Raw genomic sequence first — 23216 nt, 5'->3', positions numbered from 1 at the left:
TGTGATGACGCTACCGCTGTTTCCCCTCAATACCGTGCTGTTTCCTGGTTGTTTCCTCGATTTGCAGATTTTCGAGGCGCGCTACCTGGACATGATCGGGCGCTGCATGAAGCGGGGCGAAGGTTTTGGCGTGGTATGCATCCTGGAAGGCGAGCAGGTTGGCAAGGCGCCGCCAGTGGTCGCCTCGATCGGCTGCGAGGCAGTGATCCGTGACTTCGTGCAGCAGGATAACGGCTTGCTGGGTATCCGCGTGGAAGGTGTGCGACGCTTCAATCTGGACAGCACCGAGGTGCAGAAGGATCAGTTGCTGGTAGGGCAGGTGCAATGGTTGCCGGAGCAGGTGGACAGCCCGTTGCTCGAGGTGGACGAAGACCTGCTGGCGTTGCTGGTGGCCCTGGGCGAGCACCCGATGGTCGAAGCCCTGGACATGCCGCGCCCGGTGGGCGGGCGCCAGGCGTTGGCCAACCAGCTGGCGTATCTGCTGCCGTTCATGGAAGAGGACAAGCTGGATCTGCTCAGCCTCGACTCGCCACAGGAGCGGTTGGGCGAGATCCAGAAGCTGCTGGAGAGGATTCAGGGAGAGCTGTTTGCCTGATAGTGATGTGTTGCCAGTACCGGCCTCTTCGCGGGTAAACCCGCTCCCACAGGTACTGCATCAAGCCTGAGAACGGCGCTATCTCTGGGAGCGGGTTTACCCGCGAAGAGGCCATATCAATACTGATACCGCAGCAAAGCCTGCGGCAGCGCATGCATGGCAAAGAAAGCCAGCAATGCGACACATGCCGGCAACACCAGCCACCACACCCGCAGTGGCAATGCCGGCAGGGTCTGGTGACGCTGCGCCAGTGCCAGGCTGAGCGCGCACACACAGCATGCCAGCAAGGCCCCGGCGAGGATATCAGTCGGCCAGTGCGCGCCCAGATACACCCGTGACAGGGCAATCGCCAGCGCCGGAATGCAGCCCAGCATTACCCAGGTCAGGCGCATCCGCGGCGGCTGCCCGCGCCCGGCCAGCACCGCCATTACCAGGAAGAACGCAAACGACGCCGAGCTGTGTCCGCTGGGCATGCTGTAGCTGGTCAGCGGGTCACTCAGCACTTCCGGGCGGGCCCGCGCGAACAGCCATTTCAGCGTGCCATTGGCAAATGCCGTACCCATCAGCGTGCCCGCGGCGAACATCGCATGCCGCCACTGCCGGGCAAGCAGCAGCAGGCCCGTCAGCAGGCCGCCTAGGAATAACTGGGTGCGGAAGTCGCCCAGCCGGGTCACCAGCACCACGGCGCCGTCGATGGCCTGGCTGCGGTGCTCCTGCACCAGTGTCATCACGCCCTGGTCGAACTCGTGCAGGTAGGGCCAGCCGAGGAATACCCCGGCCAAGGCAAGGAAACTCATGCCGGCGATCAGCCGGGTGCCGTGGCGTTGATCGCGAATGCTGGTGTTCAGGCTCAGCCCGATGATGACTGCCAGGGTGCCGGCGATGATCCCGGCGTCCAGCCAGAAGCCTTCCGGCAAGGGTAGGCGCATGGCTGCGCCGGTAGCCCAGCCGGGCAGCAAATAAGCCACCGCCCAGCCGGCACCGGCCACCAGGCTGACGGCGATGAAGCGCGGCAGCGGCATGTCAAACATGCCGGCGACCATCGGCAGCATCGGCCGCAACGGCCCGATGAAACGCCCTACCAGCAGGCTGGCGATGCCGTAGCGCTGGAAGTAGGCCTCGGCGCTGCCTATCCATTCCGGATGGTGGCGCAGCAGGGGCAGGCGGCGAATGTTCTGATGGAAGTACTTGCCCACCGTGTACGACAAGGCATCGCCAACCAGGCCGCCGAGAAAGCCCAGCAGGAGGGTTTCGCCCAGGCTGAAGGTGCCGCTGCCGGCCAGTACCGCTACCGCGAACAGTAGTACGGTGCCTGGCACGATGATGCCGGCAATGGCCAGGCATTCGATGCAGGCCACCAGGAATATTGCCAGGCCAAGCCACTGCGGGTTGGCGCTGAGCCAGCCAGTCAGGCTGTCGAGCCATTGGCCCATGGTTCAGCTTCCTTGTTCGAGAATGAAGAAGTCGCGGCCTTCGACTTGGCCACGACGTAACGGGTTCCGCGTGCAGAAACGGGCGTACTCGGCATCGACGAAACGGTAGGGCAGGTGCTCGTCGCGGCCATGCGGGATGCCCAGGCGGGCAGCCTGGATCACCCGTGGCACGGCGTTGCCGCAATCCTCCACGTACAGGCGCTCGGCATCGAAACGCTGGGCATCCCAATGCGGCACCTTCAGGCCCAGCGCCCGGCACAGCAAGGTCTGGCCGGCGCACAGGCGCTCGACGGGGCGCAGATTGCCGCTGGCATCGGGGTTGTTCAGTTGCATCTGCGCCAGGCTGTTCGGCCCTGAACGGGCGTCCTGCCAAGGATAGGCCGACTTGATCAGCACGGCGTTGCCTGGCCCGTGGGCGCTGAAGTTCAGCGAGTCGCCGCCGCGCGCGTAGTACATATAGATGTGCCCGCCATCGAGGAACAATGCCTTGCGTTTCTCGGTGTAGCCGAGCGAGGCATGGCTGCCCTTGTCGGTGAGGTAGTAGGCCTCGGTCTCGATGATGCGCGCGGCCAACCACAGGTCGCCGTGGCGATGGCGGATGACCTTGCCCAGCAAGGCCTTGGCCAGGGTTTGGGCATCGCGGTCGAAAAAGCTGTCGGGCAAGGCTGGCATGCGGGCGGTTCGCGGCTGGGAAGGCGGGGATGATAGCAATGAATGGCTTAATCGAGGCTGAATCAAGAGTGATGTTGGCAGGGTCGGCCTCTTCGCGGGTAAACCCGCTCCCACAGGAAACTTACAAGAATCGAGTCATGCAACCCCCTGTGGGAGCGGGTTTACCCGCGAATAGGCCGCAGTAGGAGAAAGAAATTTCGTTAAGCCCAGTTACATCTTTCCTACACAATGCCCCCGGCCATTTTCTACCATCCGCCACCCGCCGCTGGGCGTACACCTGCGCGCCAGTTATAATCAGCCGATTTCCCCTTCGCCAAGACACCGAACCCATGACTGAGTCCGTTCTTGACTACATGACCCGCCTGGGTCGCGCTGCCCGAGAGGCTTCCCGGGTGATCGGTCGTGCCAGCACCGCGCAGAAGAACCGCGCCCTGCAAGCTGCCGCCGACGCACTGGACGCCGCTCGTGCCGAGCTGACTGCTGCCAACGAGCTGGACCTGGCCGCCGGCCGCGCCAACGGCCTGGAGCCTGCGCTGCTCGATCGCCTGGCGCTGACCCCGGCGCGTATCGACGGCATGATCACCGGCCTGCGCCAGGTGGCCAGCCTGCCGGACCCGGTCGGTGCCATCCGCGACATGAGCTACCGCCCATCGGGTATTCAGGTCGGCAAGATGCGCACGCCGCTGGGGGTGATCGGGATCATCTACGAATCGCGCCCGAACGTGACCATCGATGCCGCCAGCCTGTGCCTGAAGTCTGGTAACGCGACCATCCTGCGTGGCGGCTCCGAAGCCATCCACTCCAACCGCGCCATCGCCACCTGCATCCAGCGTGGCCTGGCAGCTGCCGGCCTGCCGGCAGCCGTGGTGCAGGTGGTCGAGACTACCGACCGCGAAGCCGTGGGCGCGCTGATCAGCATGCCGGAATTCGTCGACGTCATCGTGCCGCGCGGTGGCCGTGGCCTGATCGAACGCATCAGCCGCGATGCCCGAGTGCCAGTGATCAAGCACCTGGACGGTATCTGCCATGTCTACGTCAGCCAGCACGCCGACCTGGACAAGGCCTGGCGCGTGGCGTTCAACGCCAAGACGTACCGCTACGGCATCTGTGGCGCCATGGAAACGCTGCTGGTCGACCAGCAGGTGGCCGAGCGCTTCCTGCCGGAAATGGCCCGCCGCTTCCTGGAGAAGGGCGTCGAACTGCGTGGCTGCGAGCGCACCCGGGCGATCATCGACGCCAAGCCGGCTACCGAGGCCGACTGGCACACCGAATACCTGGACGCGATCCTGTCGATCCGCGTGGTCGACGGCCTGGATCAGGCGATCGAGCACATCAACCACTATGGTTCGCACCACACCGATTCGATCATCAGCGAACACCAGGGCGAAGCCCGCCAGTTCATGGCCGAGGTCGACTCGGCGTCGGTCATGCTCAACACCCCGACCTGCTTTGCCGACGGCTTCGAGTACGGCCTGGGTGCGGAAATCGGCATTTCCACCGACAAGCTGCATGCCCGTGGCCCGGTCGGCCTGGAAGGCCTGACTTGCGAGAAGTACGTAGTGATCGGCGATGGCCAGCTGCGCGGCCAGGAGTCCTGCTGAGTTGAGCAAGGCCCAGGCAGTCCGGCGCATCGGCATTCTTGGCGGCACCTTCGACCCCGTGCATATCGGCCACCTGCGCAGCGCGCTGGAAGTGGCGGAGTTCATGGGGCTGGACGAGCTGCGTCTGCTGCCCAACGCCCGGCCGCCGCACCGTGACACCCCGCAGGTGGCCGCGCAGGACCGCCTGGCCATGGTGCAAGGCGCCGTGCAGGGCGTGCCCTGCCTGAGCGTGGATGCCCGTGAGCTGGCGCGCGACAAGCCGTCGTACACCATCGACACGCTGGAATCGATCCGCACCGAACTGGCCGCCAACGACCAGCTGTTCCTGGTGCTGGGCTGGGATGCCTTCTGTGGCTTGCCCGGCTGGCACCGCTGGGAAGAATTGCTGCAACACTGTCACATCCTGGTGCTGCAGCGCCCGGATGCCGACGTAGAACCCCCTGACGAGCTGCGCAACCTGCTGGCTGCGCGCTCGGAGAGCGATCCCACCGCCATGTCCGGCCCGGCGGGAAACATTTCGTTCGTCTGGCAGACGCCGCTTGCGGTGTCGGCTACACAGATCCGACAGCTGCTGGCCAGCGGCAAATCGGTGAGGTTCCTGGTGCCGGACGCCGTACTGGCCTACATCGAGGCGCACGAACTGTATCGTGCACCTAACTGACGGTGCCTCTGGCGCCTCATCCAACGAGTTGAACGAGTTTTATATGACCAAGCAGAAAATTTACGGCGAAGAACTGGTCGCAGTGACCAAGGCCGCGCTGGAAGACGTCAAGGCCCAGGACATCCAGGTCATCGACGTGCGTGAAAAGCACAGCCTGACCGACTACATGATCATTGCCACCGGTACCTCCAACCGCCAGATCAACGCGATGGCCGAAAAGGTCCGCGAAGCGGTCAAGGCCAAGGGTGCCCAGCCACTGGGTGAAGAAGGCAAGGGCGACAGCGACTGGGTGCTGCTGGACCTGAACGACGTCATCGTGCACATGATGACCGCCGCTGCCCGCCAGTTCTACGACCTGGAGCGCCTGTGGCAGGGTGCCGAGCAGAGCCGTGCTGCCGATGGCAAGCACCACAGCCCGGACCATGCCCACGAGTACTCCGACAAACTCAAAGACCGCGAATAAGGAAAGCGCTGTGCGTCTGCGCCTGATCGCGGTCGGCTCGCGCATGCCGAAGTGGGTCGAGGAAGGCTGGCATGAATATGCCAAGCGCCTGCCCGCCGAGCTGTCGCTGGAGCTGGTGGAAATCCCGCTGAACACCCGAGGCAAGAATGCCGACGTCGCCCGTCTGATCCGTCAGGAGGGCGAGGCCATGCTGAGCAAGGTTCAGCCTGGGGAACGCATCGTCACCCTGGAGGTCCATGGCAAGCCCTGGAGTACCGAGCAGTTGGCGACCGAGCTGGACCGCTGGCGCCTGGATGCGCGCACGGTGAACTTGATGGTGGGTGGCCCGGAAGGCCTGGCGCCCGAGGTCTGTGCGCGCGCCGAGCAACGCTGGTCGCTGTCGCCGCTGACCTTGCCGCACCCGTTGGTAAGGATACTCATCGGCGAGCAGATCTACCGGGCCTGGACCGTGCTGTCCGGGCATCCTTACCATAAATGAGCCTGTAAGCAGTCCGATGTCGCAGCCGATCCGTCTCAAGGACCACGAGAAAGACGCCCGCCTGGTGCGCAACCGCGTCGTGGTCGGCGCAGTGGCGATCATGCTGCTCATTTGCGTGTTGATTGCGCGGCTGTATTACCTGCAGGTCATCCAGCACGACTATCACTCGACGCTGTCGGAGAACAACCGGGTGCATGTGCAGCCGATCCCGCCGACCCGCGGGTTGATCTTCGACCGCAACGGGGTGATCGTCGCCGATAACCGGCCCAGCTTCAGCCTGTCGATGACCCGCGAACGTGCGGGTAACTGGCAGGAAGTGCTGGATACCATCGTCGAAGTGCTGGAACTGACGCCCGACGACCGCGCCCTGTTCGAGAAGCGCATGCGCCAGGGTCGCCGGCCGTTCGAGCCGGTGCCGATCCTGTTCGAACTCAACGAAGAGCAGATCGCCCGCGTGGCGGTGAACCAGTTCCGCCTGCCGGGCGTGGAAGTGGTGGCCCAGTTGGTACGCCATTACCCGCAGGGCGCGCACTTTGCCCATTCGGTGGGGTATGTGGGGCGGATCAACGAAAAAGAGCTGAAAACGCTGGACCCGGTGAACTACAGCGGCACCCACCACATCGGCAAGACTGGCATCGAACGCTTCTACGAGGCCGAATTGCATGGCCAGGTGGGCTACGAGGAAGTCGAGACCAACGCCCGCGGCCGTGTGCTGCGGGTGCTCAAGCGCACCGACCCGAAACCGGGCAAGGACATCGTGCTGAGTCTGGACATCAAGCTGCAGGAGGCTGCCGAGGCCGCCCTGGGTGGCCGGCGTGGTGCGGTGGTGGCGCTTGACCCGCGTACCGGCGAGGTGCTGGCGATGGTCAGCCAGCCCAGCTTCGACCCCAACCTGTTCGTCACCGGCATCGGCTTCAAGGCCTATGCCGAACTGCGCGACTCGATCGACCGACCGTTGTTCAACCGCGTGCTGCGCGGCCTGTACCCACCGGGCTCGACCATCAAGCCGGCAGTGGCCATCGCCGGCCTGGACAGCGGTGTGGTCAATGCCGGCAGCCGGGTGTTCGACCCGGGCTACTACCAGCTGCCCAACTACGATCACAAATACCGTAACTGGAACCGCTCGGGCGATGGCTGGGTCGATCTGGACGCCGCGATCATGCGTTCCAACGACACCTACTTCTACGACCTTGCCCACAAGATGGGCATCGATCGGCTGTCCAGCTACATGAACAAGTTCGGCATCGGCCAGCGGGTTTCCCTCGACATGTTCGAGGAATCCGCCGGGCTGATGCCGTCGCGCGAGTGGAAGCGCGCCACCCGTCGCCAGGCCTGGTTCCCCGGCGAAACCCTGATCCTCGGCATCGGCCAGGGCTACATGCAGGCCACGCCGCTGCAACTTGCCCAGGCCACTGCGCTGATCGCCAACAAGGGCGTGTGGAACCGCCCGCACCTGGCCAAGACCATCGAAGGCCAGCCGCCGGTGGACGACAACCCCATGGAAAACATCGTGCTGCGTGACAAGTCCGACTGGGCCAAGGTCACTCATGGCATGGAGCAGGTGATGCACAACGCTCGTGGTACCGCACGCAAGGCGGCCATCGGCTCGCAGTACCGCATTGCCGGCAAGAGTGGCACGGCCCAGGTGGTGGCGATCAAGCAGGGCGAGAAGTACGACCGCAACAAGCTGCAGGAGCGCCACCGCGACCACGCCCTGTTCGTCGCCTTCGCCCCGGCCGAGGACCCGAAGATCGTTGTTTCGGTCATGGTCGAGAACGGTGAGTCCGGCTCGGGCGTCGCCGCCCCGGTGGTGCGCCAGGTGATGGACGCCTGGCTGCTTGACGAAAATGGCCGGCTCAAGCCCGAGTTCGCGCCTGCCACGGTTACCCAGGAATCAGCCCTGTGATGAACAATTTCGATCGCATGCTCTCCAGCGAGGATGTGATGCGTAGGCGCGCCAGCTTTCTGCAGCGCATCCACGTCGACGGCCCTTTGCTGATCATTCTGCTGACCCTTGCGGCCGGCAGCCTGTTTGTCCTGTATTCGGCCAGTGGCAAGAACTGGGACCTGCTGCTCAAGCAGGCCACCTCGTTCGGTATCGGCCTGGTGTCGATGTTCATCATCGCCCAGCTGGAGCCGCGCTTCATGGCCCGTTGGGTGCCGCTGGCTTACCTGGCCGGGGTGCTGCTGCTTGTGGTGGTGGACGTGATGGGCCACAACGCCATGGGCGCCACACGCTGGATCAACATCCCCGGGGTGATCCGCTTCCAGCCCTCGGAGTTCATGAAGATCATCATGCCGGCGACCATCGCCTGGTACCTGTCCAAGCGCACCTTGCCGCCGCATCTGAAACATGTGGCGATCAGCCTGGTGCTGATCGGCGTGCCGTTCATCCTGATCGTGCGCCAGCCCGACCTGGGCACGGCGCTGCTGATCCTTGCCTCCGGGGCTTTCGTGCTGTTCATGGGCGGCCTGCGCTGGCGCTGGATCCTCAGCGTACTGGCGGCTGCGGTGCCAGTGGCGGTGGCGATGTGGTTCTTCGTCATGCACGACTACCAGAAGCAGCGGGTACTGACGTTCCTGGACCCGGAAAGCGATCCGTTGGGCACTGGCTGGAACATCATCCAGTCGAAGGCGGCCATTGGCTCGGGCGGCGTGTTCGGCAAGGGGTGGCTGCTGGGCACCCAGTCGCACCTGGACTTCCTGCCGGAAAGCCACACCGACTTCATCATCGCCGTTCTCGGCGAGGAGTTCGGCCTGGTCGGCATCTGCCTGCTGCTGATCGTCTACTTGCTGCTGATCGGCCGTGGCCTGATGATCACCGCCCAGGCGCAGACCCTGTTCGGCAAGCTGCTGGCGGGCAGCCTGACCATGACCTTCTTTGTATACGTGTTCGTCAATATCGGTATGGTCAGCGGCCTTCTGCCCGTGGTGGGCGTGCCGCTGCCCTTCATCAGCTATGGCGGAACTTCGTTGGTGACGCTGCTGTCAGCGTTTGGCGTTTTGATGTCGATCCACACGCACCGCAAATGGATCGCTCAGGTTTGAATAAGGTGAAGAATTTCATGCAAGCAGTGCGTAACTGGGCTGCCCGTTGTGCGCCGTGGATCGGCGCGGTGGGCCTGTTCGGCGCTGTACAGCTGGCCCATGCCGGCGATTACCAAGGCTCGCCCCAGGTGGCCCAGTTCGTTGGTGAAATGAGCCGCGACTATGGCTTTGCCCCCGAGCAGCTGATGGGTGTGTTCAGTGAGGTGCAGCGCAAACAGTCGATCCTCGACGCCATTTCGCGCCCGGCCGAACGGGTAAAACCGTGGAAGGACTACCGACCGATGTTCATCACCGACGCGCGCATCGCACGTGGTGTGGACTTCTGGCGCCAGCACGAGGCGGTGCTGGCCCGTGCCGAGCAGGAATACGGCGTGCCGGCACAGTACATCGTCGCCATCATCGGCGTGGAAACCTTCTTTGGCCGCAACACCGGCAACTACCGGGTGATCGATGCGTTGTCGACCCTGGGCTTTGACTACCCGCCACGGGCCGAATTCTTCCGCAAGGAGCTGCGCGAATTCCTGCTGCTGGCCCGTGATGAACAGCTCGACCCGCTCACGCTCAAAGGCTCCTACGCCGGTGCCATGGGCCTGCCGCAGTTCATGCCGAGCAGCTTCCGCAACTTCGCGGTGGACTTCGACGGTGATGGCCACATCAATATCTGGAACAACCCGGACGATGCCATCGGCAGCGTGGCCAGCTACTTCAAGCGCCACGGCTGGGTGGCCGGCGAAGGTGTGGTCAGCCGCGCCTGGGTGGACGGTGGGCGCGCCGACGAAGGCCTGACCACCGGCATCGAACCGGTAAAAACCGTTGGGGAGTTGCGCACGCTTGGCTGGTCGGTCCATGATTCGCTGCGCGATGATCTGCCGGTTACCGCCTTCCGTCTCGAGGGCGACAATGGCCCCGAATACTGGATGGGCCTGAAGAACTTCTACGCGATCACTCGCTACAACCGCAGCGTGATGTATGCCATGGCGGTGCATCAGCTATCGGAACAGCTGGTTCAAGCACGGGGCGTCAAGTAATGCGCGCAATCTTCTCTGGCAACACTTTCAAGCTGCTCACCTGCCTCGCCGTCGGCGTGGTGTTGGCCAGCTGTTCGTCCAACCGCCCGCCCAAGCAAAGCAGTGGCAACGTGGTGCGCACCCAGCCGGGCCTGGACATCAACCGGGCGCACAAGGACGGCGCGCCGTGGTGGGACGTGGATGTGAACAAGATCCCCGACGCCACGCCAACCGTGCACACCGGCAACTACAAGGCCAACCCGTACACGGTACTGGGCAAGACCTACTACCCGATGCAGGACTCGCGCAATTATCGCGCGGAGGGTACCGCGTCGTGGTACGGCACCAAGTTCCACGGCCAGAACACCGCCAACGGCGAGCTGTATGACCTGTACGGCATGAGCGCGGCGCACAAGACCCTGCCGCTGCCGGCCTACGTGCGGGTGACCAACCTGGCCAACGGCCGCAGCGTGATCCTGCGGGTGAACGACCGTGGCCCGTTCTATTCGGACCGCATCATCGACCTGTCCTACGCTGCGGCGAAAAAGCTTGGTTATGCCGAGATCGGTACCGCGCACGTGCGCGTCGAAGGCATCGACCCGCAGCAATGGTGGGCCCAGCGTGGCCAGACACCACCGATGGTGCTGAAAGAGCCGCAGGTAGCCCAGACCCAGGCAATCCCGGCCAGTACCGGGCGCGTCGAGCAATGGACCCCGCCGCCCCAGCAGCACGCGGCGCCGGTTGTGCCTGTGCAGGTGGCTGGCAACAACGTGCCGGCCGGCAATGGCGGCAGCTTCCTGCAGGTGGGCGCCTTCGCCAACCCGGACGCCGCCGAACTGCTGCGCTCCAAGCTCAGCAGCATGGTTAGCGCGCCAGTGTTCATCAGCTCGATCGTGCGTAACCAGCAGACCCTGCACCGCGTGCGCCTGGGACCGATCAACAGCCAGGGCGAGATCCAGCAAGCGCAGGACAGCATCCGCCTGGCGAACCTTGGGCAAGCCAAGCTGGTCACAGCTGACTGACCGCGTTGCCTTCTTCGCGGGCACGCCCGCTCCCACAGGGGCATGCGAAACCCTGTGGGAGCGGGCGCGCCCGCGAAGAAGGCAACACCAAACTGTCGGTTTTGTCATGAATTGCCGGGCACGGGCATGTACAATGTCGGCTTTTGCCCGCAGCGACATAAAGCCGCACTTTGCGAGCCTGGCCTACGGCCACAAAAACTAGACTGACTGGCGCTGGGCACATGATCTTGCCCAGGGAACATCAGACCATTAGCGATTTTCGAGAGACGGATGAACATCACCAACCTTGCCAAACGACTTTGCCTGCCCGTACTGCTGATGATCACGCCTGCCGCCTTCGCGGCTGAGCAGATGACGCCGGCGCCACCGCAACTGGCAGCCAAGTCCTACGTACTCATGGACGCGTCCAGCGGCAACGTGCTGGTCGAGAACAACGGTGACGAGCGCCTGCCGCCAGCCAGCCTGACCAAGCTGATGACGGCCTACATCGCCACCCTGGACATCCGCCGTGGCCAGATCGGTGAAAACGACCCGGTTACCGTCAGCGAAAACGCCTGGCGTACCGGTGGTTCGCGCATGTTCATCAAGGTGGGCAGCCAGGTGACCGTCAGCGACCTGCTGCACGGCATCATCATCCAGTCCGGCAACGACGCCTCGGTTGCCCTGGCCGAGCACATCGCCGGCAGCGAAGACGCCTTCGCCGACATGATGAACAAGACCGCTGCCGACCTGGGCATGGCCAACAGCCACTTCATGAACCCGACTGGTCTGCCGCACCCGGAGCACTACTCGTCGGCTCACGACATGGCTACCCTGGCCCGTGCGATCATCAACGTCGACCCGGCCCACTACGCCATCTACTCGCAGAAAGAGTTCTTCTGGAACAACATCAAGCAGCCAAACCGCAACCTGCTGCTGTGGCGTGACAAGACCGTCGATGGCCTGAAGACCGGCCACACCGACGAAGCCGGCTACTGCATGGTGGCTTCGGCCGTTCGCGATGGCCAGCGCCTGATCGCCGTGGTGTTCGGCACCAACAGCGAGCAGTCGCGTGCTGCCGAGACCCAGAAGCTGCTGACCTATGGTTTCCGCTTCTTCGAAACCCAGACCTTCTACCAGAAGGGCACCGAGCTGACCAAGTCGCCGGTCTGGAAAGGTGCGACTGGCGAAGTGAAGGCCGGCCTGGCCAACGACCTGACCCTGACCATGCCTAAAGGCCAATTGAAGCGCCTTCAGGCTTCGATGACCATGAACCCGCAGCTCACCGCGCCAATCGCCAAAGGTGACGTGATCGGCAAAGTGGAAGTCAAACTGGACGAGAAAGTGGTTCACAGCGCCGACCTGATCGCCCTCGATGGCGTCGAGGAAGGTGGTTTCTTCCGCCGTATGTGGGATAGCATCCGTCTATTCTTCTACGGGTTGTTCAACTGATACGTGACCTGCATGCCCCCGCGTATCCTGCGGGGGCATTGTTGTTGCCACGGCTTACGAGGCCGTTTCCGCCATGAGCGAACCAGACGTCAAGTCGCACAAGATCGAATTCCCCTGCGACGATTACCCGATCAAGGTCATCGGTGACACCGTTGTCGGCTTCAAGGACACGGTGATCGAGATCCTGAGCAAGCACGCCAAGGTCGACCTTTCCACCCTGGCCGAGCGCCAGAGCAAGGAAGGCAAGTACACCACCGTGCAATTGCACATCGTTGCCGAAAGCGAGAACCAGCTGCACGATATCAACAGCGCCCTGCGCGCTACCGGCATCGTGAAAATGGTGCTCTGATGTCCGCCTGCCTCGGTTTTCGCGAGCTTGGCCTGCAGCCCTATGAACCGGTGCTGGAGGCCATGCGTCGCTTCACCGAGCAGCGCAACCCGGACAGCCAGGATGAAGTCTGGCTGGTCGAGCACCCTGCGGTCTTCACCCAGGGCCAGGCCGGCAAGGCCGAGCACCTGCTGGTGCCGGGCGACATCCCGGTGGTGCAGACCGATCGCGGTGGCCAGGTGACCTACCATGGCCCCGGGCAGCTGGTGGCCTACCTGCTGCTGGATGTGCGGCGACTGGGCTTTGGCGTGCGTGAGCTGGTCAGCCGTATCGAGCAGACGCTCATCGACCTGCTCGCCAGTTACGATGTCCAGGCCGCGGCCAAGCCCGATGCCCCGGGCGTCTATGTCGACGGAGCGAAAATCGCCTCCCTCGGCCTGCGAATCCGCAACGGCCGTTCGTTCCACGGCCTTGCCCTGAACGTGGACATGGACCTTGCGCCATTCCGCCGAATCAACCCCTGCGGCTATGCGGGGCTGGCGATGACCCAGCTGCGCGACCTGGCAGGTCCGATCGAACTCGACGAGGTCAGGACAAGGCTGCGCGGACAGCTGGTCAAGCACCTCGACTACGCTGAGCAGACGACCCTCACGGGCGGAATCGACTGAATATGACAACTGTGCAAGAAGCCGTGCCGAACCTGACACCCTCCCAGGATGCCACCCCGCGCCCAGCGCCGAAGAAGGTGGAAGCCGGGGTCAAGCTGCGTGGTGCCGAAAAGGTGGCGCGCATCCCGGTGAAGATCATCCCTACCGAAGAGCTGCCGAAGAAGCCCGACTGGATTCGTGTGCGTATCCCGGTGTCGCCAGAGGTAGACCGCATCAAGCAACTGCTGCGCAAGCACAAGCTGCACAGCGTGTGTGAAGAGGCGTCCTGCCCGAACCTGGGCGAGTGCTTCTCCGGTGGTACCGCCACCTTCATGATCATGGGTGACATCTGCACCCGTCGTTGCCCGTTCTGCGACGTTGGCCACGGCCGGCCGAAACCGCTGGACCTCGATGAGCCGAAGAACCTGGCGGTTGCCATCGCCGACCTGCGCCTGAAGTACGTGGTAATCACCTCGGTGGACCGCGACGACCTGCGTGACGGTGGCGCCCAGCACTTTGCCGACTGCATCCGCGAAATCCGTGCGTTGTCGCCGGGCGTACAGCTGGAGACCCTGGTGCCGGACTACCGTGGGCGCATGGATATTGCCCTGGAGATCACCGCGCAAGAGCCGCCGGATGTGTTCAACCACAACCTCGAGACCGTACCGCGCCTGTACAAGGCCGCGCGCCCGGGTTCTGACTACGACTGGTCGCTGGACCTGCTGCAGAAGTTCAAGCAGCTGGTGCCGCACGTACCGACCAAGTCGGGCCTGATGCTCGGCCTGGGCGAGACCGACGAGGAAGTGATCGAAGTGATGCACCGCATGCGCGAACATGACATCGACATGCTCACCCTCGGCCAGTACCTGCAACCGTCGCGCAGCCACCTGCCGGTGCAGCGTTTCGTCCACCCGGACACCTTCGCCTGGTTCGCCGAGGAAGGTTACAAGATGGGCTTCAAGAACGTTGCCTCCGGCCCGCTGGTACGTTCTTCGTACCACGCTGACCAGCAGGCTCACGAAGCCAAGATCAAGCTCTGATCAAAGTTTGGGCCAAATGCCGATGCATGCCGGAAGGCGGCATCGGCATTTTTGTTGAGGGGGTTTCCTTGTGCTCGGGTTTGGCCCACACGAATAGAATCACGCCCTTCGACCTGCAAGGAGTTGCATGTGAATTGCCTTGAGCGTATCCAACCCTATCTGCCGATGGCGTTGCTACACGACGCCTGCTTTGGCATCGTTGCGCCCGCAGGCCCTGCCCGGCTGGATGCTGAGAAGACCACCCGATGGTTTGCCGAGCGCGGCTACCGGTGCCGGATCTACCCAGGGGCACACCAAGCCCAGGGCTACCTGGCGGGGCCGGACCAGCAGCGGTTGCAGGATTTGCATGATGCCTTTGCCGACCCGGCCATCGACGCCATTGTGTGCATGCGTGGGGGGTACGGCAGCATGCGCCTGCTCGACCAGCTCGATTTTGAACTGATCCGGCGCAACCCCAAGCCGCTGGTCGGTTACAGCGACATCACCGCGCTGCACACGGCGATCTACCGGCATACCGGGATGCTCACCTTCCATGGCGGGATGCTCAATGCCGACCTGCTGGGGGGCAAGTTGGCGCCAACCGAGGCTTCGTTGCTGGCGCAGCTGGGTGGGCATGTGCGGGCAGGGGAGCAGATCTTGCACCCTGCTGACTTCGCCTTGAGCAGCGTGCTGCATGGGGTGGCCAGCGGGCCGCTGCTGGGCGGCAACCTGTCGATGCTGGGCGCGACCCTGGGGACGATTGCCGAGCTGGATACGCAGGGCTGCATTCTGTTTATCGAGGACGTCAACGAGCCGCTTTACCGGGTGGACCGCTTGCTAACCCAGCTGCGCCTGGCGGGCAAGCTGGAGGGGGTGAAGGGTGTTCTGGTGGGGGATTTTGCCGGGATTACCACTGTGGCATTGACGCCGTTGCTGGAGGACATCTTCGCGCCGCTGGGTGTGCCGGTGCTGGCCGGGTGGCGCAGTGGCCATTGTGACCCGAATGTGTGCTTGCCGTTGGGGGCTCGGGTCAGGCTGGACAGTGATCGGCAGAGCTTGATGCTGGAGCAGGATCTTTTCCAGGCTTGAGATTGTCGGGGCTGCTTTGCAGCCCATCGCGACACAAGGCCGCTCCTACAGGAGACCGCGTTACCCCGATGGTTGGCGATCGCCTGTAGGAGCGGCCTTGTGTCGCGATGGGCCGCGCAGCGGCCCCAAGATTCTCACGGCTGACGCAGGCTCTCGAGTAGCTTGTGGGTCGGATACCCATCCGCCGGCCACCCCAGCCCCTGCTGGGCATTGCGGATCGCCTTGCGGGTATTGGCGCCAATGATGCCATCGGCATTGCCGGCTTCGTGCCCTTTGCTGTTCAACAGGTTCTGCAGCTCCATGCGCTCGCTGCGGCTGAGCGGCAGGTCTTCTTTAGGCCAGCTGCCGGCAATGAAGCCCCAGCCCGTGAAGCGGTCACCCAGCAGGCTTACCGCCAGCGCGTAGGACGACGAATTGTTGTACTTGAGAATGGCGCGGAAGTTGTCCAGCACCAGGAACGCCGGGCCACGCGCGCCCGCTGGCAGCAGCAGGGCGGCAGACAGCTGGTTGCTGCCCACCGGCAATTGGGTACCGGCAGGCAGTTTCACACCCATCGCCAGCCACTCGCTCACCGGCTTGCGCAGGGCGCCATCGGCCTGCCAGTAATCGAAGCCAGGCGGCACCTGTACTTCGAAGCCCCACGGCTGGCCACGTTTCCAGCCCGAGCTCTGCAAGTAGTGCGCGGTCGAGGCCAGGGCGTCTGCCGTGCTGTTCCAGATGTCACGGCGGCCATCGCCATCGAAGTCTACGGCATGGGTGTTGTAGGTGGTCGGGATGAACTGGGTCTGGCCCATGGCGCCGGCCCACGAGCCACGCATGGCCTCAGGCAGGATATCGCCATGCTGGATGATCTGCAGCGCGGCGATCAGCTGGTCTTGAGCGAACTGCGGGCGGCGGCCCTCATAGGCCAGGGTAGCCAACGAGCGGATCACCGACTTGTTGCCCTGGAACTGACCGAAATTGCTTTCCATGCCCCATACCGCGACCAGCACCTGGCGATCGACGCCATAGCTTTGCTCGATGCGGGTCAGCAGTTCGGCGTTCTGTTCCAGCAGCTTCTTGCCGTTGCGTACGCGCAAAGGCGACAGGGCGCCTTCGAGGTATTCCCATACCGGGCGGGTGAACTCCGGCTGGCTGCGATCGGCCTTGATCACGTCCATGTCGGGGGTGACGCCGAGGAAGGCGCGGTCGAAGGTGTCTTGCGAAATGCCGGCTTGCAGGGCTTGCTGGCGAAAGCCTGCTTGCCATTGCGCGAAGGTTTGCAGAGGCTGGATTTCAGTGCTGGTATCGGGCGTCGTGCCGGGCAGGGTCACCACCGGGGTGGGCTGGGCAGGGGCCAGCGGCAGGGCATCGGCGGCGGTGGGCTTTTCTGCGCAGGCCACTAGCAGGATGAAACTGGAGGCCGCGATCAGCTGACGGGTTTTCCAGCGGGGGAGAAGACTGAGGAGCATTCACAGATCCAGAATTGCAGGTCAGGTGACGACCATACCATGCCTGCGCTTTCGATGCTTTCATGCAGCCAAAAAGTAGGAAGCCTCCCAATCTCTCGATTGGAAGGCTTCGCGGCGGTAGCTGCCTTTGCCTTTGTCTGGCCGTTCCTGGCGGCAGCGGAACAGTGGTTGGGCGATGATCGACTTGGCCTTGTTGGGGATGTGCTTTTTCGGCTTTTTGCTCATGGCGGAGTTCCCGGGTTGGGTGGGTTTCGCGGCGCACTGTAGGGCTTGGGACAGGGTGGGGCCAATTGATTGTGTTTATGGTCGAGATCGTGGCGCTGAGGTTGAGGCGAGCGCCGGCCCTGTGGGAGCGGGTTTACCCGCGAAGCATGCGACGCGGTGCATGGCACCGGCTTTGCCGGTGTTCGCGGGTGAACCCGCTCCCACAGGGGGGGCAGTTATTCGGAAGGGAGGGTGAGACGCTGACCGGCCATCAGCAGCGACAAGCGCGCCAGGCCCGTCCATGGCGAGCCCTCGGCCTGCCCCTTGATCTGTGCATCGATACGCTGGGCATCCTGCAACAACTGCGCCCAGCGCTGCGCCGACAGGCGCTGCAGGGCCTTGCTGACCAATGGCCGGCGTTTGTCCCAGACCGGCGGGCGGGCCTGGCTGAAAGCCTTGTCCAGCGGTACGCCCTGGCTGAACTGCTGGGCCAGCCCCGCCAGCTGGCGCAGCTCTCGGGCCAGGGCCCAGAGAATCACCGGTGGCTCCACGCCTTCACCGCGCAAGCCTTCGAGCATGCGTAACGCATGCGCGGCTTCGCCGTTGAGAATGGCATCGACCAGGCCAAAGACATCGAAACGGGCGCTGTCGGCGACGGCGGCCTGCACGGTCTCGACAGTTATCTGGTTGCCTTCGGCGAGCAGCTTGAGCTTTTCGATTTCCTGCGCGGCCGCCAGCAGGTTACCTTCCACGCGCGCGGCAATCAGGTCGACGGCGTCACGCTGTGCCGACAGGCCGGCCTGCTGCAGGCGCTGATTGATCCACTGTGGCAGCTGGTGTACATCCACCGGCCAGATCTGGATGAACTGGCAGTGGGCACCTTCGATCAGCGCCTTGCCCCACTTGGTCTTCTGTGCGCTGCCGTCGAGCTTGGGCAGGCTGACCAGCAGCAGAGTATCTTCGGCGGGGTTGGCGCAGTATTCCATCAGCGCAGCAGCGCCCTTGTCACCGGGCTTGCCCGAGGGCAGGCGCAATTCCAGCAGGCGGCGCTGGGCGAACAGCGACAGGCTGGCGCCGGCCTGGAGCAGGGTGCCCCAGTCGAAGTTGGCGTCGGCACTGAATACCTGGCGTTCATCGAAGCCCTGCTGGCGCGCGGCGTTGCGGATGGCGTCGGCGGCTTCCTGGCACAGCAGCGGGTCGTCGCCGCTGACCACGTAGACCGGTGCCAGGGCGCCTTGCAGGTGCTTGTTGAGTTGGGCGGGGGCGAGCTTCATGGGAATCAGGCGGGGCACCCGAAGGTACCCCGCTCGGGCTTAGTTGCCCGGTACTTCCAGTGGCGACTGCTGAGGCGTCTCGGCCTGCTGGCGGCGAGCGGCGTCCAGTGCAGCGGCTTCGGCCTTGGCACGCTCGTCGGCCTGACGCTGCAGCTCGTCCAGCTGGGACGGGGTCAGCATCTGCAGGCGAACGACCATGGCGTTGACCAGGTCGCGACGCATTTCTTCGCGGGCGCGGTCGGCTTCCTGCTCGGAGCCGGTGATGTTCGAGCCGTCACGCAAGTAGATCTTGCGCACTTCCAGCTTGTCGCTCATCAGCTCCAGGTTGTTCAGGCCCTGGATGCTGTAGTTCAACACGGTGGTCAGCTCGTACTCGGCAGTACGGTTGCCGCTGTTGTAGGTCGCCGAGCGCTCGCGCTCCTGCTCGTTGGTCAGCACCAGGCGGTACGGTGCGCCAGCGTGCACGTTAACACCGCTACGCTCCAGTACTTCACGCAGCTGAACCACGGTCGGGCCGTAGGCGTTGCGTGCGCTGACGTCCATTTCTTTCACGCTCAGCTCGGTAGAGCCGGTGCCGCGCAGCTGGAAACCGCAGGCGCTGAGCATGACCGCCAGGCCAATTACCAGCAAATTGCGTTTGATCATGTTGTTGCTCCCTTGTGGGCCTGTTCGCCCGCCCGCAGTGGCTGCGGGCGGGCGTTGCCATCAGTTGGCGACGATGTTGACCAGCTTGCCCGGAACCACGATAACCTTGCGGATGGTCAGGCCATCGATGAAGCGCAGGACGTTCTCGTTGCTGCGCGCGGCGGCTTCGATTTCTTCGCGGCTGGCGGCGGCCGGCATTTCGACCTGGCCACGCAGCTTGCCGTTGACCTGCACCACCAGGGTGACGGTGTCCTGTACCAGGGCTGCCTCGTCGACGGCTGGCCAGCTGGCGTCGATGACGGCCTGCTGGTGGCCCAGCTGTTGCCACAGCTCGTGGGAGATGTGCGGGGTGATCGGTGCCAGCAGCAGGGTGACGGCCTCGAGGCCTTCCTGCAGCAGGGCGCGGTCCTGTTCAGTGGCCTGCGGGGCCTTTTCCAGCACGTTCATCACGGTCATCACCTGGGCGATTGCGGTGTTGAACTTGTGGAACTGGCCGACGTCGGTGCTGGCCTGCTTGATGGCTGCGTGGATGGCGCGGCGAATGACCTTTTGTTCGTCGTTCAGGCCGGCGATGTCCAGCTTGCCTGCCGGGCCTTGGGCCACGTGGGCCTGGGCCAGGCGCCAGACACGGCGCAGGAAGCGGCTGGCACCTTCGACGCCGGAGTCGGACCATTCCAGGCTCGCATCAGGTGGCGAGGCGAACATCATGAACAGGCGGCAGGTGTCGGCGCCGTACTGATCGATCATCGATTGCGGGTCGACGCCGTTGTTCTTCGACTTCGACATCTTCTCGGTGCCGCCGATTTCCACCGGCAGGCCGTCGGTCTTCAGGCGGGCGCCAATGATCTTGGCCTTGGCATCACGCTCGATCTCGACATCTGCCGGGTTGAACCAGTCCTTGCCGCCGTTGCTGGCCACACGGTAGTAGGTTTCGGCGACCACCATGCCCTGGGTCAGCAGGTTCTTGAACGGCTCGTTCGAGGTGACCAGGCCTTCGTCACGCATCAGCTTGTGGAAGAAGCGCGCGTACAGCAGGTGCAGGATGGCGTGCTCGATACCGCCGATGTACTGGTCGACCGGCAGCCAGTGGTTGGCCGCTTTCGGGTCGACCATGCCACCTTCATAGTTCGGCGAGGCGTAGCGGGCGAAGTACCAGGACGACTCGACGAAGGTGTCCATGGTGTCGGTTTCGCGCTTGGCCGCGGCGCCGCATTTCGGGCAGCTGCATTCGTAGAATTCAGGCATGCGCGCCAGTGGCGAACCGGCACCGTCCGGCACCACGTTCTCCGGCAGGGTGACCGGCAGCTGGTCTTCCGGCACCGGTACGTCGCCGCAGGACGGGCAGTGGATGATCGGGATCGGGCAGCCCCAGTAGCGCTGGCGGCTGATACCCCAGTCGCGCAGGCGGAACTGGGTACGCGATTTGCCCAGCTCCTTGCGGATCAGGGCGGCTTCGATGGCGTCGAAGGCACCGGCGAAGTCCAGGCCATCGAACTCGCCGGAGTTGATCAGCTGGCCGTGCTCGCCATAGGCGGCCAGCCACTCGCTGCCGACTTCATCACCAGCGCTGGTGCGTACCACGGCCTTGACCGGCAGGTTGTACTTGTGGGCGAACTCGAAGTCGCGCTCGTCGTGGGCAGGCACGGCCATGACGGCGCCATCGCCGTAGTGCATCAGCACGTAGTTGGCGACCCATACCGGCAGCTTCTCGCCGGTCAGCGGGTGCTCGACCAGCAGGGAAGTGGCCATGCCCTTCTTCTCCTGGGTGGCCATGTCGGCTTCGGCAACGCTGCCGCTCTTGCACTCGTCGATGAACGCCTGCAGCGCCGGGTTGCCCTGGGCAGCCTGGGTGGCCAGTGGGTGTTCGGCGGCGACGGCGACGTAGGTGGCGCCCATCAGCGTGTCGGGACGGGTAGTGAAGACCTTGAGGGTGCCTTCGTGGCCGATGCTGGCCAGGTCGTAGGGGAACTGCACTTCCATGCCGCGCGACTTGCCGATCCAGTTGCGCTGCATGGTCTTGACCTGCTCAGGCCAGCCCGGCAGCTCGTCGAGGCTTTCCAGCAACTCGTCGGCGTAGTCGGTGATGCGGAAGTAGTACATCGGGATTTCGCGCTTCTCGATCAGCGCGCCCGAACGCCAGCCACGGCCATCGATGACCTGCTCGTTGGCCAGTACGGTCTGGTCCGCCGGGTCCCAGTTCACGGTACCGTTCTTGCGGTAGATGATGCCTTTCTCGAACAGGCGGGTGAACAGCCACTGCTCCCAGCGGTAGTAGTCGGGCTTGCAGGTGGTGACTTCACGTGCCCAGTCGATGGCCAGGCCCAGGCTCTTGAGCTGGGTCTTCATGTAGTCGATGTTTTCGTACGTCCACTTAGCCGGGGCGACGTTGTTCTTCATCGCCGCGTTTTCCGCGGGCATGCCGAAAGCGTCCCAGCCCATCGGCTGCAGGACGTTCTTGCCCAGCATGCGCTGGTAGCGGGCAATCACGTCACCGATGGTGTAGTTGCGCACGTGGCCCATGTGTAGCTTGCCGCTCGGGTACGGGAACATCGACAGGCAGTAGTAGGTGTCCTTGCCTGGCTGTTCGGTAACAGCGAACGATTGTTGCTCGTCCCAGAACTTCTGGGCGGCGGCTTCGATATCACGGGGCGTGTATTGTTCGTGCATGGCTACTTTTTGCTGAGAGGGAAGAGACCTTGTTCCAGGCAGCGGAACCTCGCTGCGTCCGGCACTCCGGTGTCGTTTAGAGTGAACGCCGTAGCATACAGCAGCGCCGCGCATCGTGGGAAACCTTCGTTGCGAATGCCCGCTGGTCGCGGCACACGGCTGCTTTTTGCAACGACGCTAAGCTCAGGTGTGGGGGGAGATATTCTTATCTTCAATGAGGTGAACGGATGGGAGAGACGCAGCTACCCGCAATCAGACCGGAGCTATACGAACGCCTGATCGACCGGCTTGGCCTGGCACTGGAAGTGGCCAGGACCTCGGTGCGATTGCGCGACGAGATGCCAGCCGAGCTGGAGTTGCGTGGCCTGAGCCACGCAGAGTTCGAAGTGATCAAGGCCTACCTGGATTCCCTCCCGGAGCGCCACAATGCCTGTGTCGGCAGTTACCCACAAGCGGAGCCGACATCGGCCAAGATCATCTGGCTCAAGGACAAGAAACGCCCCGCCAGCACGGCGAGATCCAGGACGCTGCCACATCGCTAGCCGTTCAGGACGCCAGGCGCAGGCTATCGCGCGCCGGTTCTTCAATATCATCACAGCTCAGGATCGACGCCGGCCATCCTCTTGTTGACCGGCGTCGATCCACTTAGGCTGCACGCCTGCCAAGGAGGTGTAGCCGATGCCGATCCGATTCTTCATCAAACAATGGCTGATGCCGCCGGGCGTGCTTTTTCTGCTGCTGCTTCTGGCGTGGTGGTTGCGCGCCCGGCGGCCGCGGCTGGCGGCGCTGTGTTTTGCCGCAGGGCTGGGCGGCATGTGGTTGATGAGCCTGCCGCTGGTGGTGCAGGAAACCGCTCGTGTGCTGGAGACGGAAGCGCCGCTGGCGGTAAGCGATTGGGCCGGGCTGGCCAGCCGTGCAGATGCCATCGTGGTGCTGGGTGCGGGGCGAGAGCGCGGTGACCCAGCCTGGGGCGGTAGCGACCAGCCCACAGCCACAGCGCTGGAGCGCATGCGCTTTGCCGCGCGGCTGGCCAAGGCTTCGGGCTTGCCGGTGCTGACCAGTGGCGGGTTGCACTACGGCACGCCGCCGAGCGAGGCGCGCTTGATGGCTGATCGCCTGCGTGAAGATTTCGGCGTCGAGGTGAAATGGCGGGAGGAGGGCAGCCGCACGACCTGGGAGAATGCCCAGCTGACGGCCAAGGTGCTGCAGCCGTTGGGAATTCGCCGGGTGGTCGTAGTGACCCAGGCGTGGCACATGCAGCGCTCGCGCTGGAGTTTCGAGCAGGCTGGGTTCGAGGTGGTGCCGGCGCCGGTCGGGTTCCTCGGGCGTGATCATGCGCGGCCGTTCGGCGGGTTGCTGCCGGAGAGCCGGGCGATGTGGCAGAGCGGGCAGTTGCTCAATGAAGTGGCGGGGTTGGTGGGGTATCGGCTGTTTTACTGAGCCTTCTACTGCCTGTACCGGACTCTTCGCGGGTGAACCCG

23 protein-coding genes are annotated in these 23216 nt (G+C 63.9%); 16 read left to right on the top strand and 7 right to left on the bottom strand.

The window, feature by feature from the left end; all coding sequences use genetic code 11:
* The first annotated feature begins 4 nt into the window (after nt 1-4).
* Nucleotides 5-595 carry an LON peptidase substrate-binding domain-containing protein gene (locus tag R9B85_RS09530; RefSeq protein ID WP_112253631.1) on the top strand — a complete coding sequence of 197 codons (591 nt, stop codon included), beginning with the start codon at nt 5-7 and terminating at the stop codon, nt 593-595.
* A gap of 116 nt (nt 596-711) precedes the next feature.
* Here R9B85_RS09530 and R9B85_RS09525 read toward each other — a convergent pair whose 3' ends face one another.
* Both R9B85_RS09525 and R9B85_RS09520 read right to left on the bottom strand, forming a co-directional pair.
* The gene (locus tag R9B85_RS09525; protein ID WP_112253630.1) at nt 712-2028 is read right to left on the bottom strand and encodes a bifunctional DedA family/phosphatase PAP2 family protein; all 1317 of its coding nucleotides are present in this window, start codon (nt 2026-2028) and stop codon (nt 712-714) included.
* A 3-nt stretch (nt 2029-2031) separates the two neighbouring features.
* Nucleotides 2032-2700 (bottom strand): DNA-3-methyladenine glycosylase, encoded by a 669-nt coding sequence (locus R9B85_RS09520; protein ID WP_112253629.1) that lies wholly within the window; start codon nt 2698-2700, stop codon nt 2032-2034.
* A 329-nt stretch (nt 2701-3029) separates the two neighbouring features.
* On the opposite strand from R9B85_RS09520, the gene R9B85_RS09515 reads away from it, so the two are divergent.
* The 13 genes from R9B85_RS09515 to R9B85_RS09455 all read left to right on the top strand — a co-directional run bounded on the left by R9B85_RS09515 (nt 3030) and on the right by R9B85_RS09455 (nt 15494).
* Nucleotides 3030-4301: a glutamate-5-semialdehyde dehydrogenase gene (locus R9B85_RS09515; RefSeq protein WP_112253627.1), complete on the top strand. Its 1272-nt coding sequence runs from the start codon at nt 3030-3032 to the stop codon at nt 4299-4301.
* A complete protein-coding gene (gene nadD, locus R9B85_RS09510; RefSeq protein WP_423770990.1) occupies nt 4270-4962 on the top strand; it encodes a nicotinate-nucleotide adenylyltransferase in 693 nt (230 codons plus the stop codon). Before R9B85_RS09515 ends, nadD begins: the two co-directional genes overlap by 32 nt.
* A 43-nt stretch (nt 4963-5005) precedes the next feature.
* The gene (gene rsfS, locus R9B85_RS09505) at nt 5006-5425 is read left to right on the top strand and encodes a ribosome silencing factor (RefSeq protein WP_009685825.1); all 420 of its coding nucleotides are present in this window, start codon (nt 5006-5008) and stop codon (nt 5423-5425) included.
* A 10-nt stretch (nt 5426-5435) separates the two neighbouring features.
* Nucleotides 5436-5903 (top strand): 23S rRNA (pseudouridine(1915)-N(3))-methyltransferase RlmH, encoded by a 468-nt coding sequence (gene rlmH, locus R9B85_RS09500; RefSeq protein WP_003249722.1) that lies wholly within the window; start codon nt 5436-5438, stop codon nt 5901-5903.
* Nucleotides 5904-5919: 16 nt separating this feature from the next.
* Nucleotides 5920-7809, top strand: a complete 1890-nt coding sequence (mrdA, locus tag R9B85_RS09495) for a penicillin-binding protein 2 (protein ID WP_112253625.1) — start codon at nt 5920-5922, stop codon at nt 7807-7809.
* 38 nt (nt 7810-7847) lie between these two features.
* Nucleotides 7848-8951 (top strand): rod shape-determining protein RodA, encoded by a 1104-nt coding sequence (rodA, locus tag R9B85_RS09490; protein WP_015271941.1) that lies wholly within the window; start codon nt 7848-7850, stop codon nt 8949-8951.
* 17 nt (nt 8952-8968) lie between these two features.
* Nucleotides 8969-9979 carry a lytic murein transglycosylase B gene (gene mltB / locus R9B85_RS09485; RefSeq protein WP_112253792.1) on the top strand — a complete coding sequence of 337 codons (1011 nt, stop codon included), beginning with the start codon at nt 8969-8971 and terminating at the stop codon, nt 9977-9979.
* Entirely contained in the window at nt 9979-10980 is a 1002-nt protein-coding gene (locus tag R9B85_RS09480; RefSeq protein ID WP_112253624.1) for a septal ring lytic transglycosylase RlpA family protein, read from the top strand. The genes mltB and R9B85_RS09480 overlap by 1 nt, the downstream gene beginning before the upstream one ends.
* Nucleotides 10981-11250: 270 nt before the next feature.
* On the top strand, nt 11251-12411 hold the full coding sequence (locus tag R9B85_RS09475) for a D-alanyl-D-alanine carboxypeptidase family protein (RefSeq protein ID WP_085591614.1): 1161 nt from the start codon (nt 11251-11253) through the stop codon (nt 12409-12411).
* Nucleotides 12412-12484: 73 nt separating this feature from the next.
* Nucleotides 12485-12760, top strand: coding sequence for a DUF493 domain-containing protein (locus R9B85_RS09470; protein WP_003249736.1), 276 nt, complete (start codon nt 12485-12487; stop codon nt 12758-12760).
* Nucleotides 12760-13407, top strand: a complete 648-nt coding sequence (lipB, locus tag R9B85_RS09465) for a lipoyl(octanoyl) transferase LipB (protein WP_112253623.1) — start codon at nt 12760-12762, stop codon at nt 13405-13407. Before R9B85_RS09470 ends, lipB begins: the two co-directional genes overlap by 1 nt.
* A gap of 2 nt (nt 13408-13409) precedes the next feature.
* Nucleotides 13410-14426 carry a lipoyl synthase gene (gene lipA / locus R9B85_RS09460; protein WP_112253622.1) on the top strand — a complete coding sequence of 339 codons (1017 nt, stop codon included), beginning with the start codon at nt 13410-13412 and terminating at the stop codon, nt 14424-14426.
* Nucleotides 14427-14555: 129 nt separating this feature from the next.
* On the top strand, nt 14556-15494 hold the full coding sequence (locus tag R9B85_RS09455) for a S66 peptidase family protein (RefSeq protein ID WP_181457390.1): 939 nt from the start codon (nt 14556-14558) through the stop codon (nt 15492-15494).
* A 134-nt stretch (nt 15495-15628) separates the two neighbouring features.
* On the opposite strand, the gene R9B85_RS09450 is transcribed toward R9B85_RS09455, so the two are convergent.
* The 5 genes from R9B85_RS09450 to leuS form a co-directional block, all read right to left on the bottom strand.
* Nucleotides 15629-16945 carry a lytic murein transglycosylase gene (locus R9B85_RS09450; RefSeq protein WP_215520465.1) on the bottom strand — a complete coding sequence of 439 codons (1317 nt, stop codon included), beginning with the start codon at nt 16943-16945 and terminating at the stop codon, nt 15629-15631.
* A gap of 60 nt (nt 16946-17005) precedes the next feature.
* On the bottom strand, nt 17006-17170 hold the full coding sequence (arfA, locus tag R9B85_RS09445) for an alternative ribosome rescue factor ArfA (protein ID WP_207877218.1): 165 nt from the start codon (nt 17168-17170) through the stop codon (nt 17006-17008).
* A gap of 215 nt (nt 17171-17385) precedes the next feature.
* Nucleotides 17386-18423 carry a DNA polymerase III subunit delta gene (holA, locus tag R9B85_RS09440; RefSeq protein WP_112253619.1) on the bottom strand — a complete coding sequence of 346 codons (1038 nt, stop codon included), beginning with the start codon at nt 18421-18423 and terminating at the stop codon, nt 17386-17388.
* A gap of 39 nt (nt 18424-18462) precedes the next feature.
* Nucleotides 18463-19068, bottom strand: coding sequence for an LPS assembly lipoprotein LptE (lptE, locus tag R9B85_RS09435; RefSeq protein ID WP_112253618.1), 606 nt, complete (start codon nt 19066-19068; stop codon nt 18463-18465).
* A 60-nt stretch (nt 19069-19128) separates the two neighbouring features.
* Nucleotides 19129-21735: a leucine--tRNA ligase gene (gene leuS, locus R9B85_RS09430; protein ID WP_112253617.1), complete on the bottom strand. Its 2607-nt coding sequence runs from the start codon at nt 21733-21735 to the stop codon at nt 19129-19131.
* A 227-nt stretch (nt 21736-21962) separates the two neighbouring features.
* Here leuS and R9B85_RS09425 point away from each other — a divergent pair, with 227 nt between their 5' ends.
* Entirely contained in the window at nt 21963-22277 is a 315-nt protein-coding gene (locus R9B85_RS09425; RefSeq protein WP_112253616.1) for a hypothetical protein, read from the top strand.
* 136 nt (nt 22278-22413) lie between these two features.
* A complete protein-coding gene (locus tag R9B85_RS09420; RefSeq protein ID WP_112253615.1) occupies nt 22414-23175 on the top strand; it encodes a YdcF family protein in 762 nt (253 codons plus the stop codon).
* Nucleotides 23176-23216 lie beyond the last annotated feature (41 nt).

It is taken from the genome of Pseudomonas sp. NLJ1 (assembly GCF_049486705.1).
GTDB classification, from domain to species: Bacteria; Pseudomonadota; Gammaproteobacteria; order Pseudomonadales; family Pseudomonadaceae; genus Aquipseudomonas; species Aquipseudomonas inefficax.
Note: the sequence above shows the minus strand (reverse complement) of the source record. Positions and strands in the feature narration are given on the sequence as shown.

Bases quoted from the DNA above. Each gene is read 5' to 3' on its own strand.
- lipA (WP_112253622.1), top strand. From the start codon at position 13,410: ATGACAACTGTGCAAGAAGCCGTGCCGAACCTGACACCCTCCCAGGAT.
- rsfS (WP_009685825.1), top strand. From the start codon at position 5,006: ATGACCAAGCAGAAAATTTACGGCGAAGAACTGGTCGCAGTGACCAAG.
- mltB (WP_112253792.1), top strand. From the start codon at position 8,969: ATGCAAGCAGTGCGTAACTGGGCTGCCCGTTGTGCGCCGTGGATCGGC.
- nadD (WP_423770990.1), top strand. From the start codon at position 4,270: ATGGCCAGCTGCGCGGCCAGGAGTCCTGCTGAGTTGAGCAAGGCCCAG.
- leuS (WP_112253617.1), bottom strand. From the start codon at position 21,735: ATGCACGAACAATACACGCCCCGTGATATCGAAGCCGCCGCCCAGAAG.
- R9B85_RS09515 (WP_112253627.1), top strand. From the start codon at position 3,030: ATGACTGAGTCCGTTCTTGACTACATGACCCGCCTGGGTCGCGCTGCC.
- R9B85_RS09475 (WP_085591614.1), top strand. From the start codon at position 11,251: ATGAACATCACCAACCTTGCCAAACGACTTTGCCTGCCCGTACTGCTG.
- mrdA (WP_112253625.1), top strand. From the start codon at position 5,920: ATGTCGCAGCCGATCCGTCTCAAGGACCACGAGAAAGACGCCCGCCTG.
- rodA (WP_015271941.1), top strand. From the start codon at position 7,848: ATGCGTAGGCGCGCCAGCTTTCTGCAGCGCATCCACGTCGACGGCCCT.
- R9B85_RS09450 (WP_215520465.1), bottom strand. From the start codon at position 16,945: ATGCTCCTCAGTCTTCTCCCCCGCTGGAAAACCCGTCAGCTGATCGCG.
- R9B85_RS09530 (WP_112253631.1), top strand. From the start codon at position 5: ATGACGCTACCGCTGTTTCCCCTCAATACCGTGCTGTTTCCTGGTTGT.
- R9B85_RS09420 (WP_112253615.1), top strand. From the start codon at position 22,414: ATGCCGATCCGATTCTTCATCAAACAATGGCTGATGCCGCCGGGCGTG.
- lipB (WP_112253623.1), top strand. From the start codon at position 12,760: ATGTCCGCCTGCCTCGGTTTTCGCGAGCTTGGCCTGCAGCCCTATGAA.
- R9B85_RS09470 (WP_003249736.1), top strand. From the start codon at position 12,485: ATGAGCGAACCAGACGTCAAGTCGCACAAGATCGAATTCCCCTGCGAC.
- lptE (WP_112253618.1), bottom strand. From the start codon at position 19,068: ATGATCAAACGCAATTTGCTGGTAATTGGCCTGGCGGTCATGCTCAGC.
- R9B85_RS09480 (WP_112253624.1), top strand. From the start codon at position 9,979: ATGCGCGCAATCTTCTCTGGCAACACTTTCAAGCTGCTCACCTGCCTC.
- holA (WP_112253619.1), bottom strand. From the start codon at position 18,423: ATGAAGCTCGCCCCCGCCCAACTCAACAAGCACCTGCAAGGCGCCCTG.
- R9B85_RS09520 (WP_112253629.1), bottom strand. From the start codon at position 2,700: ATGCCAGCCTTGCCCGACAGCTTTTTCGACCGCGATGCCCAAACCCTG.
- R9B85_RS09525 (WP_112253630.1), bottom strand. From the start codon at position 2,028: ATGGGCCAATGGCTCGACAGCCTGACTGGCTGGCTCAGCGCCAACCCG.
- R9B85_RS09425 (WP_112253616.1), top strand. From the start codon at position 21,963: ATGGGAGAGACGCAGCTACCCGCAATCAGACCGGAGCTATACGAACGC.
- arfA (WP_207877218.1), bottom strand. From the start codon at position 17,170: ATGAGCAAAAAGCCGAAAAAGCACATCCCCAACAAGGCCAAGTCGATC.